Origin of the sequence: Mycobacterium sp. (assembly GCF_035274705.1) — a bacterium.
Classification (GTDB): domain Bacteria; phylum Actinomycetota; class Actinomycetes; order Mycobacteriales; family Mycobacteriaceae; genus Mycobacterium.
The window spans coordinates 27860-44529 of record NZ_DATENY010000070.1 but is presented as its reverse complement, the minus strand read 5'-3'; the positions used below and the strand labels follow the sequence as shown (position 1 = coordinate 44529).

Annotated in this window: 17 protein-coding genes; 12 read left to right on the top strand and 5 right to left on the bottom strand. The window is 65.3% G+C overall.

Features of this window, described 5'->3' with window-relative positions; translation table 11 throughout:
- Positions 1-4: 4 nt before the first annotated feature.
- Complete coding sequence (locus tag VJV41_RS16510; protein WP_325335553.1) at positions 5-1234, top strand: cytochrome P450; 1230 nt, start codon at positions 5-7, stop codon at positions 1232-1234.
- A gap of 27 nt (positions 1235-1261) precedes the next feature.
- Positions 1262-1906, top strand: a complete 645-nt coding sequence (locus VJV41_RS16505; protein WP_325335552.1) for a TetR/AcrR family transcriptional regulator — start codon at positions 1262-1264, stop codon at positions 1904-1906.
- On the opposite strand, the gene VJV41_RS16500 is transcribed toward VJV41_RS16505, so the two are convergent.
- From VJV41_RS16500 to VJV41_RS16490, 3 genes are read right to left on the bottom strand one after another with little or no spacing between them, the layout of a single operon-like run.
- Complete coding sequence (locus VJV41_RS16500; RefSeq protein ID WP_325335550.1) at positions 1845-3071, bottom strand: hypothetical protein; 1227 nt, start codon at positions 3069-3071, stop codon at positions 1845-1847. The two genes, VJV41_RS16505 and VJV41_RS16500, sit on opposite strands and share 62 nt — an antisense overlap.
- Positions 3061-3516: a carboxymuconolactone decarboxylase family protein gene (locus tag VJV41_RS16495; RefSeq protein ID WP_325335548.1), complete on the bottom strand. Its 456-nt coding sequence runs from the start codon at positions 3514-3516 to the stop codon at positions 3061-3063. Before VJV41_RS16495 ends, VJV41_RS16500 begins: the two co-directional genes overlap by 11 nt.
- Before the next feature lie 2 nt (positions 3517-3518).
- Complete coding sequence (locus VJV41_RS16490; protein WP_325335545.1) at positions 3519-4370, bottom strand: NAD(P)-dependent oxidoreductase; 852 nt, start codon at positions 4368-4370, stop codon at positions 3519-3521.
- A 283-nt stretch (positions 4371-4653) separates the two neighbouring features.
- On the opposite strand from VJV41_RS16490, the gene VJV41_RS16485 reads away from it, so the two are divergent.
- Entirely contained in the window at positions 4654-5139 is a 486-nt protein-coding gene (locus VJV41_RS16485) for a transposase (protein WP_414684978.1), read from the top strand.
- A 50-nt stretch (positions 5140-5189) separates the two neighbouring features.
- Here VJV41_RS16485 and VJV41_RS16480 read toward each other — a convergent pair whose 3' ends face one another.
- On the bottom strand, positions 5190-5942 hold the full coding sequence (locus tag VJV41_RS16480) for an SDR family oxidoreductase (RefSeq protein WP_325335541.1): 753 nt from the start codon (positions 5940-5942) through the stop codon (positions 5190-5192).
- Between the two features lie 80 nt (positions 5943-6022).
- Positions 6023-7492 carry an aldehyde dehydrogenase gene (locus tag VJV41_RS16475; protein ID WP_325335539.1) on the bottom strand — a complete coding sequence of 490 codons (1470 nt, stop codon included), beginning with the start codon at positions 7490-7492 and terminating at the stop codon, positions 6023-6025.
- A 139-nt stretch (positions 7493-7631) separates the two neighbouring features.
- Here VJV41_RS16475 and VJV41_RS16470 point away from each other — a divergent pair, with 139 nt between their 5' ends.
- From VJV41_RS16470 to VJV41_RS16430, 9 genes are all read left to right on the top strand, one after another.
- Positions 7632-8216: a TetR/AcrR family transcriptional regulator gene (locus VJV41_RS16470; RefSeq protein ID WP_325335538.1), complete on the top strand. Its 585-nt coding sequence runs from the start codon at positions 7632-7634 to the stop codon at positions 8214-8216.
- Positions 8213-9415: a cytochrome P450 gene (locus VJV41_RS16465; protein WP_325335536.1), complete on the top strand. Its 1203-nt coding sequence runs from the start codon at positions 8213-8215 to the stop codon at positions 9413-9415. Before VJV41_RS16470 ends, VJV41_RS16465 begins: the two co-directional genes overlap by 4 nt.
- Before the next feature lie 9 nt (positions 9416-9424).
- The gene (locus tag VJV41_RS16460) at positions 9425-10243 is read left to right on the top strand and encodes an SDR family oxidoreductase (RefSeq protein WP_325335534.1); all 819 of its coding nucleotides are present in this window, start codon (positions 9425-9427) and stop codon (positions 10241-10243) included.
- Between the two features lie 11 nt (positions 10244-10254).
- Complete coding sequence (locus VJV41_RS16455; RefSeq protein ID WP_414684977.1) at positions 10255-11598, top strand: cytochrome P450; 1344 nt, start codon at positions 10255-10257, stop codon at positions 11596-11598.
- A gap of 11 nt (positions 11599-11609) precedes the next feature.
- Entirely contained in the window at positions 11610-11816 is a 207-nt protein-coding gene (locus VJV41_RS16450) for a ferredoxin (RefSeq protein ID WP_325335530.1), read from the top strand.
- A complete protein-coding gene (locus tag VJV41_RS16445) occupies positions 11816-12400 on the top strand; it encodes a nuclear transport factor 2 family protein (RefSeq protein ID WP_325335528.1) in 585 nt (194 codons plus the stop codon). The genes VJV41_RS16450 and VJV41_RS16445 overlap by 1 nt, the downstream gene beginning before the upstream one ends.
- Before the next feature lie 70 nt (positions 12401-12470).
- Positions 12471-13598 carry an NDMA-dependent alcohol dehydrogenase gene (locus tag VJV41_RS16440; protein ID WP_325335526.1) on the top strand — a complete coding sequence of 376 codons (1128 nt, stop codon included), beginning with the start codon at positions 12471-12473 and terminating at the stop codon, positions 13596-13598.
- A gap of 7 nt (positions 13599-13605) precedes the next feature.
- Complete coding sequence (locus VJV41_RS16435; protein WP_325335524.1) at positions 13606-14673, top strand: dihydrodipicolinate reductase; 1068 nt, start codon at positions 13606-13608, stop codon at positions 14671-14673.
- On the top strand, positions 14670-16667 hold the full coding sequence (locus tag VJV41_RS16430) for an NAD(P)/FAD-dependent oxidoreductase (RefSeq protein WP_325335522.1): 1998 nt from the start codon (positions 14670-14672) through the stop codon (positions 16665-16667). Before VJV41_RS16435 ends, VJV41_RS16430 begins: the two co-directional genes overlap by 4 nt.
- Positions 16668-16670: the final 3 nt, after the last annotated feature.

The following is a 16670-nucleotide window of genomic DNA, read 5'->3' as shown; positions in this document are numbered from 1 at the left end:
AGGTATGACGCAGACCACATGTCCGTTCGGACCTCGATACGACTTCACCGACCCCGACGTCTTGGTCAAGGGCATTCCCGTCACCGAGTTCGCAGAGCTGCGCAAGACCGCTCCGGTGTGGTGGAGCGAGCAACCCGAATCGATCTTCAGCGACGGCGGCTACTGGGTGATCAGCCGCCACGAGGACATCAAGGCGATTTCACGCGACGGCGACCTGTGGTCCACGAACCGCAAGGGCGTGGTCATGCGGCTGCCCGACGGCACAACACCCGACCAGCTGGAGCTGACCAAGGCGCTGCTGATCAACCACGACGCGCCTGAACACACGCGGCTGCGCAAGTTGGTGTCGCGCTTGTTCACCCCGCGGGCCGTGTCGACTTTGGAGCAGAAGCTGGCCGTCGCGGCGCGCGAAATCGTCCGCGCGGCAAAAGAAAAGGACAGCGGTAACTTCGTCGACGACATCGCAATGGGGCTGCCGCTGTTGGCGATCGCCGATCTGATCGGAGTGCCCGAGGCGGATCGGGAGAAGTTGTTCCACTGGACGAACTCGATCATGAACACCGACGATCCCGACTTCGCTTCAGACTATGCGGCCGCCAACGCCGAGTTGATGGGCTACGCCTACACCATGGCCGAGGAGCGCCGCCGTTGCCCGGCCGACGATATCGTCACCCGCCTGGTCCAGGCCGATATCGACGGCGAATCCATGGAGGACGTGGAGTTCGCGTTCTTCGTGATCCTGCTCGCCGTCGCAGGCAACGAGACCACCCGCAACGCCATGACGCACGGCATGAACGCGTTCTTCGACAACCCCGACCAGTGGGAGTTGTTCAAGCGTGAGCGGCCAGAGACGACGGCCGACGAGATCGTTCGCTGGGCCACGCCCGTGCACTGCTTCCAGCGAACGGCGTTGGCGGACACCGAGCTTGGTGGAGTCGCGATCCGCGAGGGTCAGCGCGCCGGGCTGTTCTACAGTTCGGCCAACTACGACGACGCGGTCTTCGAGTCCCCCTTCCGATTCGATATCCAGCGCGACCCGAACCCGCACCTTGGCTTCGGCGGCAACGGCGCCCACTACTGCATCGGCGCCAACCTGGCGCGCATGGAGATCAAGCTGATCTTCAACGAGATCGCCGACCAAATCCCGAACATCGCCAAACTGTCCGAGCCGCAACGGCTTCGGTCGGGCTGGATCAACGGCGTCAAGGATCTGCAGGTCTGCTACAGAGGCTGAACGGGCTGGCTGACGTACCATTCGGTCGTGCGCACCCACGGCTGGTCCGGTTCGACACCCGCAACCGACGACGAAGCGATCGCGCGGATCCTCGACGCGGCCGGCAAGGCGATCGACGCCCGCGGCGCCGACTTCTCCATCGCCGATGTCGCCCGCACATTGGGCGTCACCCGCCAGACGGTGTACCGGTACTTCTCCAGCACCGACGCCCTGCTGCAGGCGTCCGCGCAACGTGCGGCCACCGGCTTTCTGGACCGACTGGCCGCGCATCTGCACGGCGTTACCGACCCCGTGGAGGCGGTGGCCGAAGGCATCGCGACAGCGTTGGAGTGGTTCCACAAGGACAAGCACATCGGCCTGCTGTTGACGCCCGGGCGGGCCAGCGCATTCAGCCAGACCGTGACGTCGGACGTCGCACTGCAGTTCGCCAACTCGATGCTGCGGCGCATGGATGTCGACTGGGCGGGCTTGGGATTCACCGACGCCGACCTCGACGAGCTGGCCGAACACCTGCTGCGGATCATCCAGTCGTTCGTGATCGACCCGGGGCGGCCGCCCCGCAAGGGCGACGAACTGCGCGACTATCTCCGGCGCTGGGTCGGAGCGGCGGTCATAGCACCGTCAACGGCAGTGACTTCCTCGGCTCGAACACGAACGTCGCACCGCCGCTGACCTTCGCGACCGACACCTCCGGGAATTCCTTTGTCGCCGTTTCGGTCTCGACAACGCGCGCGATCCAATCGGTCTCGGATCCCGTAACGTCCACGTCGAGATGCGGGTCGACGCCCGCGACGATCGCCTGTAGGGGCCGGATCTCGGCGGGGCTGACCAACGATATCCACGCCCCGTCCTCATGCGCCGGCGACCGGTGCGCATGCACGGTGTCCGGGCCGAACTCGGCCGACACATAGGCCACGGGATTGAACAGCGGATGCAACTCGAGTGCCCGCACGGCGCCTTCGACACCGCCCGGCAGGTCGAGCGCGCGATGGAGGCGTCCGGCGGCGATGCCCGCCAAGCCGATCAGCTGCTTGGTGCAGATCTCCTTCGCCAGTACGGTATTCGTCCCCGCCCGCTTGCCCACGGCGATGACGAAGGACAGGTTCAGCAGCTGCATCTGCAGGCAGACCTCGTCGGCGATGCGCACCAGCGCGGAATGCGAGAACGCACCGAAATCGAAATCGGAGACCAACGCACCCGAGTAGTCTGATTGCCCCTCCTCGGATGAGTCGATCGGGTCGAGTTCGGTTCTGGCGGCACGGGTTCGGCGTATCACGTCAAGAACGGGATGGTCCTCCACCGGCGGATACGACTCGTCGATGATCACGGTCCACGCGCAGTGCGGGTGGCGGTCGTCAGGCACGCGCGGCGGCCGGTGAATCGGCCGGATCTGCGCCTTGCGATTGGTGGCGACAGCGGTGGCGTCGAACGTCGGGTCCTCGATGTCGTGGCACATGCCGCGGACATAGTCCTCACCCATCGGTTCGACGTCGAGCAGCGCGCCGCAGTGGTCGAGGTGAAACTCGCCGTGCCAGCGGTCCTGCACCGTGTAGCGGAAGTCCATGAACTGCGGTGGCGCACCGATATCGAGTTGTAGGCCCTTGAAGATCGTGATGACATCATTGCCCTCGTACCGCAGGGCCTTCTGCATCCGCTTGGTGTAGATCGGGCTGCACCCCATCCACTCCTCGATCGCGATCTGCAGCATCTCCTCGCGGCCGAAATTCTGGATGCACCACGCCATTCCGGAGCGGTCGATCATCTGACCGATCAGCAGCAGCTCGGGGACCAGCGTCGCGAGCTGGTCCCTCGGGAGGGCGGCGTACCTACTTGTCATCGAGGGTCTTGCCGGTATGCATCTTGACCGCGTCGTTGACGTTGGCTCGCCTTACTTCGGCCGTGTCACGGCCACTGCCCTTCTCCTCGGCCTTCTTGCGCTTGGCGACGACGCGTCCGAGGACGCCGTTGAGGCCGGAGCCGAGCGGGAAGCCGACGTAATGGGTGAGGAAGACGGCCATCTCCTTCAACTCGTCCTCGGTCAACTCCTCGTTCTGTAAGGCGGCGTTGACCTGGACCTCGCACAGATCCTGCAACCCAAGCGCGGTGACCACCGTCAGCGTCATCAGGCGCTTGTCGCGCATCGAGAGTCCTGGCCTGGTCCAGATGCTGCCGAAGAGGTGATCGACGGTCAGGTCGAAGTACTCGTCCCCTTCCATGTTCGGCATCTCCCAGGCGTAGACCTCGTTCATCTTCGCGAGGCCCTTGCGCCGCAACTCGTCCATCGTCACTCCTTCGTGTGCGGCACGCCCAACCCCGCCGCCAGGTTCTTCTGCGCGATCTCCGCCAGAGGCAACTCGACACCAAGAGCCTCTCCTAGTGCCAGCGCAAGGCTTAGGTCCTTCTCGCCGAGCCGGGCTGCATGGCCCAGTGGTCCGAAGAGAAAGTTGTCAGGCTCCAATGGCTCCATGTTCTCCCGGACGATGACAGCGCCCGGTCCGCCGCTCTGCGCGTCGGTGTGCCGCACGACCCGGCCCAGTTGCTGGAGGTTGATACCGGCCTGTTCGGCAAGCTTCATTGCCTCGCAAGCCGCAGCATAGGAGGTGAACGTCAACATGTTGCGCGCCAACTTCATTCGCGTTCCCGCGCCAGGCTCCCCGGCGTGCACCACCATCGAGGCGAATTGTTTGAATGCCGGCTTGATGCGCTCGTACACGTCGCGCTCGGCGCCCACCATGACGGCCAGTTCGCCGTTTTCCGCGGCACCACCGCCGCCGCTGACCGGCGCGTCGACGATGTGGATGCCTCGCGGCGCCAGCTCTTCGGCGAGCTCGACGGCCGTGTCGGGGCTGATCGTCGAGTGGATGGCGATCACGGTGCCCGGCTTGGCGTGGCCCGCCAATTCACCGACTACCTCGCGAACCTGTTCGTCGTTGAGCACAGTGACGCTGATGATGTCGGCAGCGGCCACGTCGGCCACACTGTCCGCCAACGTGGCGCCCGCTTCGGCCAGCGGCGTCATCGCTTCGGCGCGGACGTCGAAAACCGTTACCCCGCCGGGCCAGTCGACAAGTCGCTTAGCCATCGGGGTGCCCATGTTCCCGAGGCCGACGTAGCCAAGCATCGCGTGCTCACTCATGATCGCTCCTTCGGCTGGAAATCCGGGACTTCAGCCCGTAGAGGTACCCCATCCTGAGCGGTGCCGACGCCCGACGTGGCGCAAGGCCAGCGTGCACGAAGGGTTTCGGCAAGTCGCGGTAAAACCACATCACGTTGAGCGGTTGAACCGCCGCGTCGGTCGGGTATGGGTGCCCAAGGTGGGATGGGTGCGATTTCGCCTGTCGCGGCCGGTGCCCGATGGTGTCAAGTCTTACCGGGTCACCCGCGATCGGTCCGGGCGCTGACATGTCGCCTTCGTCCACATCCCCCACCCGATCCCCGGTCCGGACGACTGCAGTGTGGTCGGCATCGACCGCGGCGCGGCCGTATCGGCGGCGCTGTCCACCGGTGAGCTGCTGCATGTCCCTGGTCTTACCGGGGGTGAGGCCAAGCGGCTGAAGGTGTTGCAGCAGCGGCTCGCGCGCTGCCAACGGGGTTCCAACCGGCGCGCACGAACGAAACAGGCGGTCGCGAAGCTGAAAGCGCGTGAGGCCGACCGGCGAAAGGACTGGGTCGAAAAGGTCACAACTGACATCGCGCGCCGTTTCGACACGATCAGGATCGAGGCCCTTGACGTGCGGGCGATGACCCGCACTGCGCGCGGAACTGCCGAGCAGCCCGGTGTGCGTGTTTCGCAAAAGCGCGGATTGAACCACATCGCCGCCGGACGGGCGGTGACAGCACGGGGAGACCTCGCCGCTGGGCGGTCTGCGAACCGTGAACCTCAACTCGCTACTCCTGCCGCATAAGTCGCTGGGATAATGGGTTGGAATCCCCGGACTTCAGTCCGAGGAGGACGTCAAGAGCGGATGATCTGGCCGCCGTCGACGTTGAAGATCTGGCCGGTGATCCACTTCGCTTGATCTGAGAGCAGGAACAGGCACATGCCGACCACGTCCTCCGGTTCGCCCATGCGGGACAACGGAATACCCTTCACGATGTCGGCGACCATCTCCTGCGGCGTGGTGGTCCGGTTGGCCTCGGTGTCGATCGGCCCGGGCGCGATCGCGTTGATCCGGATGTTCATGCCGCCCAACTCGCGCGACAGCTGCTGGGTCAGGCCGTTGATGCCGACTTTGGCCAGGCCATAGAAGTTGGCGTACATCCACGCCGCGGTGGACGACTGGTTGACGATGGCGCCGCCACCCCGCTTGGCCATCTTGCGGTACACCGCCCGCGTGCAGACCAGCGCGCCGTCGAGGTTCACGCTCATGAACTTCTTGTAGTAGTCCCAGTCGACGGTCAGAAGCAGGTCGAGCTTCATGCCACCGAAGATCGCCGCGTTGTTGACCAGGTAGTCGATGCCGCCGAACTCTGCCAGCGTCCGGTCTGCCATCGCCTTGGCCGAGTCGATGTCCGATACGTCGACCGGCACGCTGATCGCGGTGCCCCCGTCGGCCACGATCTGCTTGGCGACACGGTCGGCACCCTCGGCGTTGATGTCGGCCACCACCACCGCGGCGCCCTCGCGGGCCAGCGCCTCGGCGTAGGCCTGGCCGATGCCGCCACCGGATCCGGTGACGATCGCGACCTTCTCGTCGAACTGACCCATCCTGTTCCTTCCTCACTGCCGAGTGTTGGGTTGTGTCACGGTTCTCACGAAGAAGCGTGTCTTAACCCGACACTCGCCGGTCAATTGGCTGCTGTGGCAATGGCTTTGGTTTCCAGGTACTCCTCGAAACCGGCGAGGCCCATCTCCCGGCCGATGCCGGACTGCTTGTATCCGCCGAACGGCATGTCGGCCGAGTACCACACACCGCCGTTGACGTTGACGGTGCCGACACGCATCCGCGCGGCGATTCCCGCGGCACGCCCGGGATCGGCTGAGAACACCGTGCCCGACAGCCCGTACGGCGAATCGTTGGCGATGCGCACGGCGTCGTCGTCGCCGTCGTGTGCGATCACGGTCAGCACCGGCCCGAAGATCTCCTCACGCGCGACCTTCGCGTTGTTGTCAAGCCCCGCAATGACGGTCGGCTCGATGAAGAAGCCGGTGTCGCGGTCCGCGGGACGACCGCCGCCGCAAGCGAACTTGCCGCCCTCGTCGACGGCCGAATCCAGGTAGCCCTGAACACGATCCCGTTGCCGCGCCGAGATCAGCGGACCGCAGATCGTGCCTGCGTCATTCGGGTCGCCGGGCTTGAGCGACGCCATCGTCGCCGCCGCGGCCTCGACGGCTTCGTCGTAGCGGGCACGGGGCACCACCAGTCGGGTGGTGATCGCGCAGCCCTGTCCGGCGTGCATCGAGGCAGTGAACGCGGACATCGAGCAGGCGCCCGACAGATCCGCATCGTCGAGTACGAGAAACGCCGACTTGCCCCCGAGTTCGAGGAAGACCTTCTTGAGCGTGGCGGCCCCGTCGGCCATCACCGCGCGTCCCGTCGCCGTCGATCCGGTGAACGAAACCATGTCCACCCGTGGGTCTTTCGACAACACCGCGCCGACGCCGTGGTCGCTGGAGGTGACGATGTTGAGCACGCCGGGCGGGATGTCGGTGTGCTCGATGATGAGCTCGCCGAGGATGGCCGCGCACCACGGCGTGTCCGGCGCAGGCTTGAGCACGACGGTGTTGCCCGCCGCCAGCGCCGGGCCGAGCTTGGCCAGATTGATCTGGTGCGGAAAGTTCCACGGGGTGATCGCGCCGACGACGCCGACGGCCTCACGGGCGACCGTGCGGTGCGTCTTGATGCCCATTGGTTCGGCGATTCCGAAGTCGGTGGTCCACTGATACGACTCGGCGGTGTCCGCGCAGAAACTCAGGTCGGCGACCGGGCCTTCCAGCTGAGCCATCGACGTCAGCATCACCGGCGCGCCCACCTCGGAAATCGTCAGTTCCCGCAATTCTTCAATGTGCTCGCGCAGCGCATCCTGCAGCTGGCGCACGCATCGCACCCGCAACTCGGTGTTGGTAGACCAGTCGGTGTCGTCGAACGCACGGCGGGCCGCCTCGATCGCGTGACCCATGTCGTCGGTGGTCGCATCAGCGGCGACGCCGAGTACCTCTTCGGTGGCCGGATTGATCGTCGGGAACGTGCCTCCGCTGCCCGCCAGGAGCTTGCCGTCGATGAGCAGTTGACTCTGGCGATCGTTCAACAGGCCCATGCCAACTCTCCGCTTCTTTGCTGGACAACTGTCCGACTGAGTTCATTCGAACGATAGCCCCAGACGGCGATGTGAGGCAAGCATGGTCGTTTTACCTGCATGCTTGCCTCAGGCCGACCTCGTCAGATAACTTGGACATGTGTCCAGCGATGCCGTGGTCGCGATCACAGAATCGCCGCGTAACCGCCGCCAGGAGGAAACCTTCCGCAAGGTGCTCACCGCCGGCATGGAAATGCTGCGCGAGTCGTCGTACGCCGACCTGACCGTCCGCGCTGTGGCCGCCCGCGCCAAGGTCGCCCCCGCGACCGCCTACACCTATTTCTCGTCGAAGAACCATTTGATCGCCGAGGTCTACCTCGACCTGGTCCGCCAGGTGCCGTACTTCACCGACGTCAACGACAGCCGGACGAGCCGAGTCGAGAAGGCGTTACGGGCGTTGACGTTGATGATCGCCGACGAACCCGAAGTTGCGGCCGCCTGCACGACGGCACTGCTGAGCAACGGCGACCAGGCCGTGCGTTCGGTCCGTGACCGCATCGGCGCGGAGATCCACCGTCGTATCCGTTCGGCGGTGGGCCCGGACGCCGACCCGCGCACTGTTTCGGCGCTGGAGATGACGTATTTCGGCGCGCTGGTTCACGCCGGCAGCGGTGTCGTCACCTACCACCAGATCGCCGACCGCCTCACCTATGTGGTCGGTCTCATCCTGGGAGAAGAACGGTGACTGTAGACACCAGCGATCTCGTGTTGGACCCGTACGACTACGACTTCCATGAAGACCCGTATCCGTACTACACGCGGCTGCGCGACGAGGCGCCGTTGTATCGCAATGACGAACTGAAGTTCTGGGCGCTGTCGCGGCACGCCGATGTGCTGCAGGGCTTCCGAAACAGCACGGCGCTGTCCAACAAGTACGGCGTCTCGCTCGATCCGATCTCACGCACCTTGGACGCGCACAAGGTGATGTCCTTCCTCGCCCTCGACGACCCGGCGCATCTGCGGCTGCGCACCCTGGTGTCGAAAGGCTTCACACCGCGTCGCATCCGCGAGCTCGAGCCGCGTGTCACCGAGATCGCCGTGCAGCACCTCGACACCGCTTTGCAGTCAGACACTTTCGACTACGTCGACGAGTTCGCCGGCAAGCTGCCGATGGACGTCATCTCCGAACTCATGGGGGTGCCCGAACCCGACCGGGAGCGAATCCGCGCCCTGGCCGACGGTGTCATGCACCGCGATGAGGGCCTGGCCGACGTGCCGGCATCGGCCATGCAGGCATCGGCCGACCTGATGGTCTACTACGCCGGGATGGTCGCCGAGCGCCGCAAGAAGCCGAGCGACGACCTGACCTCGGCGCTGCTCGAAGCCGAGGCCGACGGCGACCGCCTCACCGACGACGAGATCATGGCGTTCCTGTTCCTGATGGTGGTCGCCGGCAACGAGACGACGACGAAACTGCTTGCCAACGCAGCGTATTGGGGCGCGAAGTTTCCCGACCAGCTGGCGCCGGTGTTCGACGACCACTCCAGAGTCCCGTTGTGGGTCGAGGAGACGCTGCGGTATGACAACTCCAGTCAGATCCTGGCCCGCACCGTCGCCGGCGAGCTGACACTCTACGACACCACCCTTCCCGACGGTGACGTGCTGTTGCTGCTGCCCGGCTCGGCCAACCGCGACGACCGGGTCTTCGAGGACGCCGACGAGTATCGCATCGGCCGTGAAATCGGCTCGAAACTGGTGAGTTTCGGCAGCGGCGCCCACTTCTGCCTCGGTGCGCACCTGGCCCGGATGGAAGCCCGGGTGGCGCTCACCGAGCTGTTCAAGCGAATCCGCGGATACGAGGTCGACGAGGCCAACGCCGTCCGAGTCCACTCGAGCAATGTCCGCGGATTCGCTCAGCTGCCCGTAGCAGTAACGGTCCGTTGAAAGGTAAGCATGCCCCGGTTCGACCCACTCCCTGACCGCAGACCCGCGATCGTCGCAGGTGCCTCGTCCGGTATCGGAGCGGCGACGGCTGTCGAGCTCGCCGGCCGCGGCTTCCCTGTGGCGCTTGGTGCGCGCCGTGTCGAGAAGTGTCAGGAGCTGGTCGACGAGATCCGTTCTGCGGGAGGCGAAGCCGTCGCGCTCCCGCTGGACGTCACCGACGCGGAGTCGGTGAAGGGGTTCGTGCACCGCGCCACCGAGGAACTCGGTGACATCGAATTGCTGGTCGCCGGAGCGGGCGACACATACTTCGGCCGGCTGCACGAAATCAGCACGGACACCTTCGAATCGCAGGTACAGATCCATCTCATCGGCGCCAACCGGTTGGCCACCGCCGTGCTGCCCGGAATGGTGGAGCGTCAACGCGGCGACCTCGTCTTCGTCGGATCCGACGTCGCGCTGCGCCAGCGTCCGCATATGGGCGCCTACGGCGCCGCCAAGGCGGCACTTGTCGCGATGGTCACCAACCTGCAGATGGAATTGGAAGGCACGGGCGTTCGCGCATCGATCGTGCATCCCGGTCCGACGAAGACCGCCATGGGGTGGAGCCTGCCCCCCGAATCGATCGGGCCGGCGTTGGAGGACTGGGCCAAGTGGGGCCAGGCCCGCCACGACTACTTCCTGCGCCCGCAGGATCTGGCTCGGTGCATCGCCTTTGTGGCCGAAACGCCGCGCGGCGGGTTCATCGCGAACATGGAGATCCAGCCGGAAGCGCCACTGGCCAGTGTCACAGAGCGTCAGAAGCTGAAGATCGAGACGGAGGAATCGTGACCAGCCAAGAGCTGAAAGAAGTTCCACGAGTATCCGGCGGACACGAAGAACACGGACACCTCGAAGAGTTCCGCACCGATCCCATCGGATTGATGAAGAGAGTGCGGCAGGAATGTGGGGATGTCGGCTGGTTCCAGCTGGCCGGCAAGCAGGTCGTGCTGCTGTCGGGCGCCGAAGCGAACGAGTTCTTCTTCCGCTCGGCCGACAGCGATCTCGATCAGGCCGAGGCCTACCCGTTCATGACGCCCATCTTCGGTAAGGGCGTGGTGTTCGACACCGACCCGGAGCGCCGCAAGGAGATGCTGCACAACGCGGCCCTGCGCGGCGAGCAGATGAAGGGCCACGCGACGACGATCGAGAACGAAGTGCGCCGGATGATCGCCAACTGGGACGATTCCGGTGAGATCGACCTGCTCGACTTCTTCGCCGAGCTGACCATCTATACGTCGTCGGCCTGCCTGATCGGCACCAAGTTCCGCAATCAGCTCGACGGCCGGTTCGCCAAGCTCTACCACGAACTCGAGCGCGGCACCGACCCGCTGGCCTACGTCGACGCCTACCTGCCGATCGAAAGTTTCCGCCGCCGCGACGAAGCGCGAAACGGCTTGGTGGCGTTGGTACAAGAGATCATGGATAACCGCGTCGCCAATCCGCCGAAGGACAAGAGCGATCGCGACATGCTCGACGTGTTGATCACGATCAAGGACGAGCAGGGCAGTCCGCGGTTCACCGCCGACGAGATCACCGGCATGTTCATCTCGATGATGTTCGCCGGACACCACACCAGCTCAGGCACGGCGTCGTGGACGCTGATCGAGCTGCTGCGCCATCCCGACGTGTACGCCGGTGTGCTCGACGAACTCGAAGAGCTCTACGCCGACGGCCAGTCGGTGAGTTTCCATGCGCTGCGCCAGATTCCGAAGCTGGAGAATGTGCTCAAGGAGACGCTACGGCTGCACCCGCCGCTGATCATTTTGATGCGAGTGGCCAAGGGCGAGTTCGAGGTCGAGGGCTACCCGATTCACGAAGGCGACCTAGTGGCCGCCTCCCCCGCCGTATCAAACCGCATCCCCGAAGACTTCCCCGCCCCGGACAGCTTCGTGCCCGATCGCTACGAGCAGCCGCGGCAGGAAGACCTGATCAACCGGTGGACGTGGATCCCGTTCGGCGCGGGGCGCCACCGCTGCGTCGGCGCCGCGTTCGCGACCATGCAGATCAAAGCGATCTTCTCGGTTCTGTTGCGCGAGTACGAATTCGAAATGGCCCAGCCGTCGGAGTCCTACCGCAACGATCACTCCAAGATGGTGGTGCAGCTGGCCCAGCCCGCCAAGGTGCGCTACCGCAAGCGCTCCTGAGGAGGCACATCGTGGGATACAGAATAGAAGTCGACCTGGACCTGTGCCAGGGTCACGCCATGTGCGAGCTCGAAGCGCCCGACTACTTCAAGGTGCCCAAGCGCGGTCAGGTCGAGATCCTCAATGACGAGCCGCCCGAAGAAGACCGGGCGCAGATTCAACAAGCCGTGTGGGCGTGTCCCACCCAAGCCTTATCGATCAAAGAGAAGGAAGACTGATGCCCGAAAAAGGTGGGCTGTCTCGCGAGAAGCTCGAAGACTTCGTCGAGCAGTGGCTCGAGGCCAACCGGAAAGCCGAAAGAACCGGTGACTGGCGGGTTTTGGCGAACTTCTACACCGACGATGCCACCTACGGCTGGAACATCGGGCCCAAGGAAGACGTGATGTGCGTCGGCATCGAGGAGATCCGCGACATCGCGCTGGGCCAGGAGATGGAAGGCCTCGAGGGTTGGCGCTACCCGTACCAGCGGGTGGTCATCGACGACAAGATCGGCGAGGTGGTCGGCTTCTGGAAGCAGATCGCCGGCGGAGCCGGCGCAACAGACCGAGTGACGGACTCCGAAGAATTCGAGGTGTACGGCATCGGCGGCAGCTGGTTCCGCCTGACCGAGATCGACGGGGCCGCCAAGATCGAATGGCAGCGCGACTTCTTCGACTTCGGCCACGTCTCGGCGCTGTACATGGACCTGATCAAGGCAGGCAAGCTGTCAGAAGGCATGCAGAAGCGCATCGAGCGCGGCATGGCCGGCGAGAAGGTCCCGGGCTACTACCCGCTGGGGAAAGCTCCGTCGCCGATCTGGTAACCCGCCGTACCCAAGTGTGACCTAGGTAACTTAATCTGTCGCTACAGTTCTCCGACGAAAGCAGGACGCGATGAAGACAAAAGGGGCTCTCATCTGGGAGTTCAACCAGCCGTGGTCGATCGAGGAGATCGAGATCGGCGACCCCCATCGACACGAGGTGAAGATCCAGATGGAGGCGTCGGGGATGTGCCACTCCGACCACCATCTAGTCACCGGCGGCATCCCGATGGGTGGGTTCCCGGTGCTCGGCGGCCACGAAGGCGCTGGCATCGTCACCGAGGTCGGCGAGGGCGTCGAAGACATTGCGCCAGGCGACCACGTCGTGCTGTCGTTCATCCCGTCGTGCGGCAAATGCCCGTCCTGTCAGGCGGGTCTACGCAATCTCTGCGACCTGGGCGCCGGGCTGCTCAACGGCGCGGCCGTTTCCGACGGCACGTTCCGGATCCAGGCGAAGGGCCAAAACGTCTTCCCGATGACGCTCCTGGGCACCTTCTCGCCGTACATGGTGGTTCACGAAAGCTCGGTGGTGAAGATCGACCCGTCGATTCCGTTCGAGGTCGCCTGCCTCGTCGGCTGCGGCGTGACCACCGGCTACGGCTCCGCGGTGCGGACCGCCAACATCCGGCCCGGAGAGGACGTCGCGATCGTCGGCGTCGGAGGCGTGGGCATGTCGGCGCTGCAGGGCGCAGTCACCGCCGGCGCACGGCACGTTTTCGTCATCGAGCCGGTCGAGTGGAAACGTGACGCTGCGCTGAAATTCGGTGCCACCCATGTGTATCCGGACATCAACGCCGCGCTGATGGGCATCGGAGAGGTCACCGCCGGATTCATGGCGCACAAGGTCATCCTCACCATGGGTGAGCTGAAGGGCGAGGACATCGACTCCTACCTGATGATCACCGCCAAAGCCGGCACGTGCGTCGCAACCGCGATCGGCAGCCTGCTCGACACCCAGGTGACGCTGAACCTGGCGATGCTGACCCTGATGCAGAAGAACTTGCAGGGCACCATCTTCGGTGGCGGTAACCCGCACTACGACATCCCCCAGCTGCTGTCGATGTACAAGGCAGGCAAGCTCAACCTCGACGACATGATCACCCGGCAGTACAAGCTGGAACAGATCAACGAGGGCTATCAGGACATGCTGGACGGCAAGAACATTCGCGGCGTGATCCGCTACACGGACGACGATCGGTAGGAGCCTTATGAGCAGCCCGTTGCGGGTTTTCCAGGTGGCGTCGGGGAACGTCGGCACCGAGATGATCAAACGTATCCAGAATCATCCGGACCTGGAGCTGGTCGGGCTGCACTGCTACTCGCAGGACAAGGTCGGGCGCGATGTCGGCGAGATCGCCGGCATCGGTCCGATCGGTGTCATGGCGACCGGCACGGTCGACGAAATCCTGGCTGGCCGCCCGGATTGCGTGACATTCCATGGGGTTTGGCCCGACGTCGGCCTCTACGTGCAAGTGCTGGAGGCCGGCATCAACGTCGTCACCACGGCCGACTGGATCACCGGGCACCACCGCGACACCACGGAGTCGGACATCCTGCAGGCCGCCTGTAAGCGGGGCAACGCGACGTTCTACGGCACAGGCATGAACCCCGGGCTCGCGCAGATCCTGACGATCGTGCATTCTGCCGACGTCGCCGACATCGAGAGCGTCACGTGCATCGAGTCGGTTGACGTGTCCTGCCATCACTCGGCGGAAACCTGGGCGAACTGCGGCTTCGGCCGACCGATCGACGACCCCGAGGTGCCACGGCTGCTCGAGCTCGGTACCCGCGTGTTCGAAGACGCTGTCCGGCTGATGGCAGACTGCCTCGACATCGAGCTCGACCCCGGATCAAGCGGAGTGAAGTTCTCCTACCAGTTAGGCGCCTGCACAAAGGATGTCGACCTCGGCTGGTACCAGCTGCCGGCGGGCTCACTGGGCGGCTGCGTGCTGCGATACGTGGGCACGGTCGGCGGTGTCAAGCGGGTCGAGTTGCGGATGGACTGGCAGATGACCCCGCACACCGAGCCGCATTGGGACATCCAGGGCTGCTACATCACCAAGATCGACGGCGACCCGTGCATCTATAGCAAGCACATGATCCTGCCCAAGCCCGCCAGGGACTTCTCGTCGGCTGAGTCGTTCGCGACGATCGGCATGACGGTGACCGGCTTGCCCGCGCTGAACTCCATTCGCGCGGTCGTCGATGCTGCGCCGGGGGTCGTCACGAGCGCCGACCTGCCGCTGCGCGCGTTCGCCGGCCGCTTCGCACGGTGAAGCAGTTCCCACATCTCTTGCAGCCGGGCCAGATCGGCTCGATGACCCTGCGCAACCGGCTGGTGATGTCTCCGATGGAGACCATGTACGGCACACCGGACGGGCTTCCATCGGAGCGCACCCGGGACTACTTCGCCGCCCGGGCTAAGGGCGGCGTCGGGCTGATCACCGTGGGCGCCACCGGCATCGACCACCACCATCCCGAGACGCCGGGCGGCCTGCACCTGGGTACCGACGCGGCCGTCGACGCCCACCGCGCCCTGGTTGAGGCCGTACATGAGCACGGCGCCAAGATCCAACCGCAGATCGTGCACGCGGGACCGGACGGGCTCGGTCCGGAGATGCACGGCGTGACTTCGATTGGGCCGTCGGTCATTCCGTCGTACCTGACCGGCAGGCCGTCTGCCGAGGTCACCCACGAGCAACTCGTCGAGGTGTTCGACCTGTTCAAGGCAGCGGTGCGGCGAGCCGCCGAAGCCGGCTACGACGGCATCGAACTGCACGCCGCGCACGGCTACATGTTCCTCGGCTCGTTCCTGGCGCCGCAGCGCAACCGCCGCACCGACGACTACCGCGGCGACTCGGTCAAAGGCCGCATCCGCGTGGTCCTAGAAGCCCTGGCCGCCATCCGGTCGGAAATCGGCGATGCGCTGCCCGTCACGCTGCGCATCTCCGGCTACGAACGGGTCGCAGGCGGCCGCCCGATTTTCGAAACCGCCCAGGTGGCACCGCAACTGGTGGCCGCGGGCGTCGACGCATTCCACGTCAGCGGTGGCGTGATCGACCGGCTCGTCACCGGCATGGTCAACTCCGCCGACGACGGCGACGCACTCAACGTCGGCGCCGCCGCGGCCGTGAAGCAGGTGGTCGACGTGCCGGTGATCGCCGTCGGCCGCATCCACGACCCCGAGCGCGCCGAGCAGATCCTCGCCGACGGCCGCGCCGACTTCATCGCGATGGGCCGCCCGATGCTGGCCGACGCCGAGCTGCCGAACAAGATCGCCTCCGGACGCGCCGACCGCGTCCGGAAGTGCATCTCGTGCGAAAACTGCATCGACGCCATGGAACAGCGCTTCTCGGTCGACTGCGCGGTCAACCCCCGCACCGGCAAGGAAAGCGAGCTGACCGCACCCCGCGCATCCCGACCCAAGAAGGTGATGGTGATCGGCAGCGGGCCGGCAGGCATGGAGGCGGCGCGAGTGGCCGCAGAGCGCGGCCACCACGTGACCCTATTCGAGCGCAACAACCAGACCGGCGGCGCACTGCTTTGGGCGTCGATCCTGCATCCCGAGAACGAACCGTTCCTGCGGTGGCTGCGCGACGAGGTTGGCCGCAGCTCGGTGAGGCTCGAACTGGGACACGAGGTTTCGGCCGATGACACCGTCGCCCTGCGGCCCGATGCGGTGGTGGTGGCCAACGGCGGCCAGGTCGTCGTTCCGACCATCCCCGGTAGCGCGCTACCGCATGTGCAAACCGGCCAAGCGCTTCGGGAGCAGTTCAGCGGCTGGCGACAGCGGCTGGTTCGTCCCAGGGCTGTCCGGTTGGCGTCCAAGGCGTGGATGCCGCTCGGCCATCGCGTCGTGATCGTCGGTGCCGATCTGGTAGCGCTCGAACTCGCCGAATTCCTCGCCGCGCGTGGCCGGCTCGTGTCGGTGCTCGAGGCGGACAAGACGATCGCGCCGGAACTGGGCAACAAGCGCAAGACCGAGCACATGGACCGGCTCGACCGATTGGGTGTCACGGTGCATGTGCGCGCCGCGGTGGACCAGATCGTACCCGCCGGTGTGGACTTCACCCCATACGGCGGCAGCAGCCGCAGGCTCGCGGCGGACAGCGTCGTCGTCGCGGGCACCCTGCAACCGAACACCGAACTGTACGAGAAGCTCGTCGCCGCCCTGCCCAATGTCGCTGTGCACGCCGCGGGCGACTGCACCGGGCTCGGGCTGATCCGTAAGGCCACCGAGGACGGCGCCCGCGCAGCCTGCGCCATCTAACAA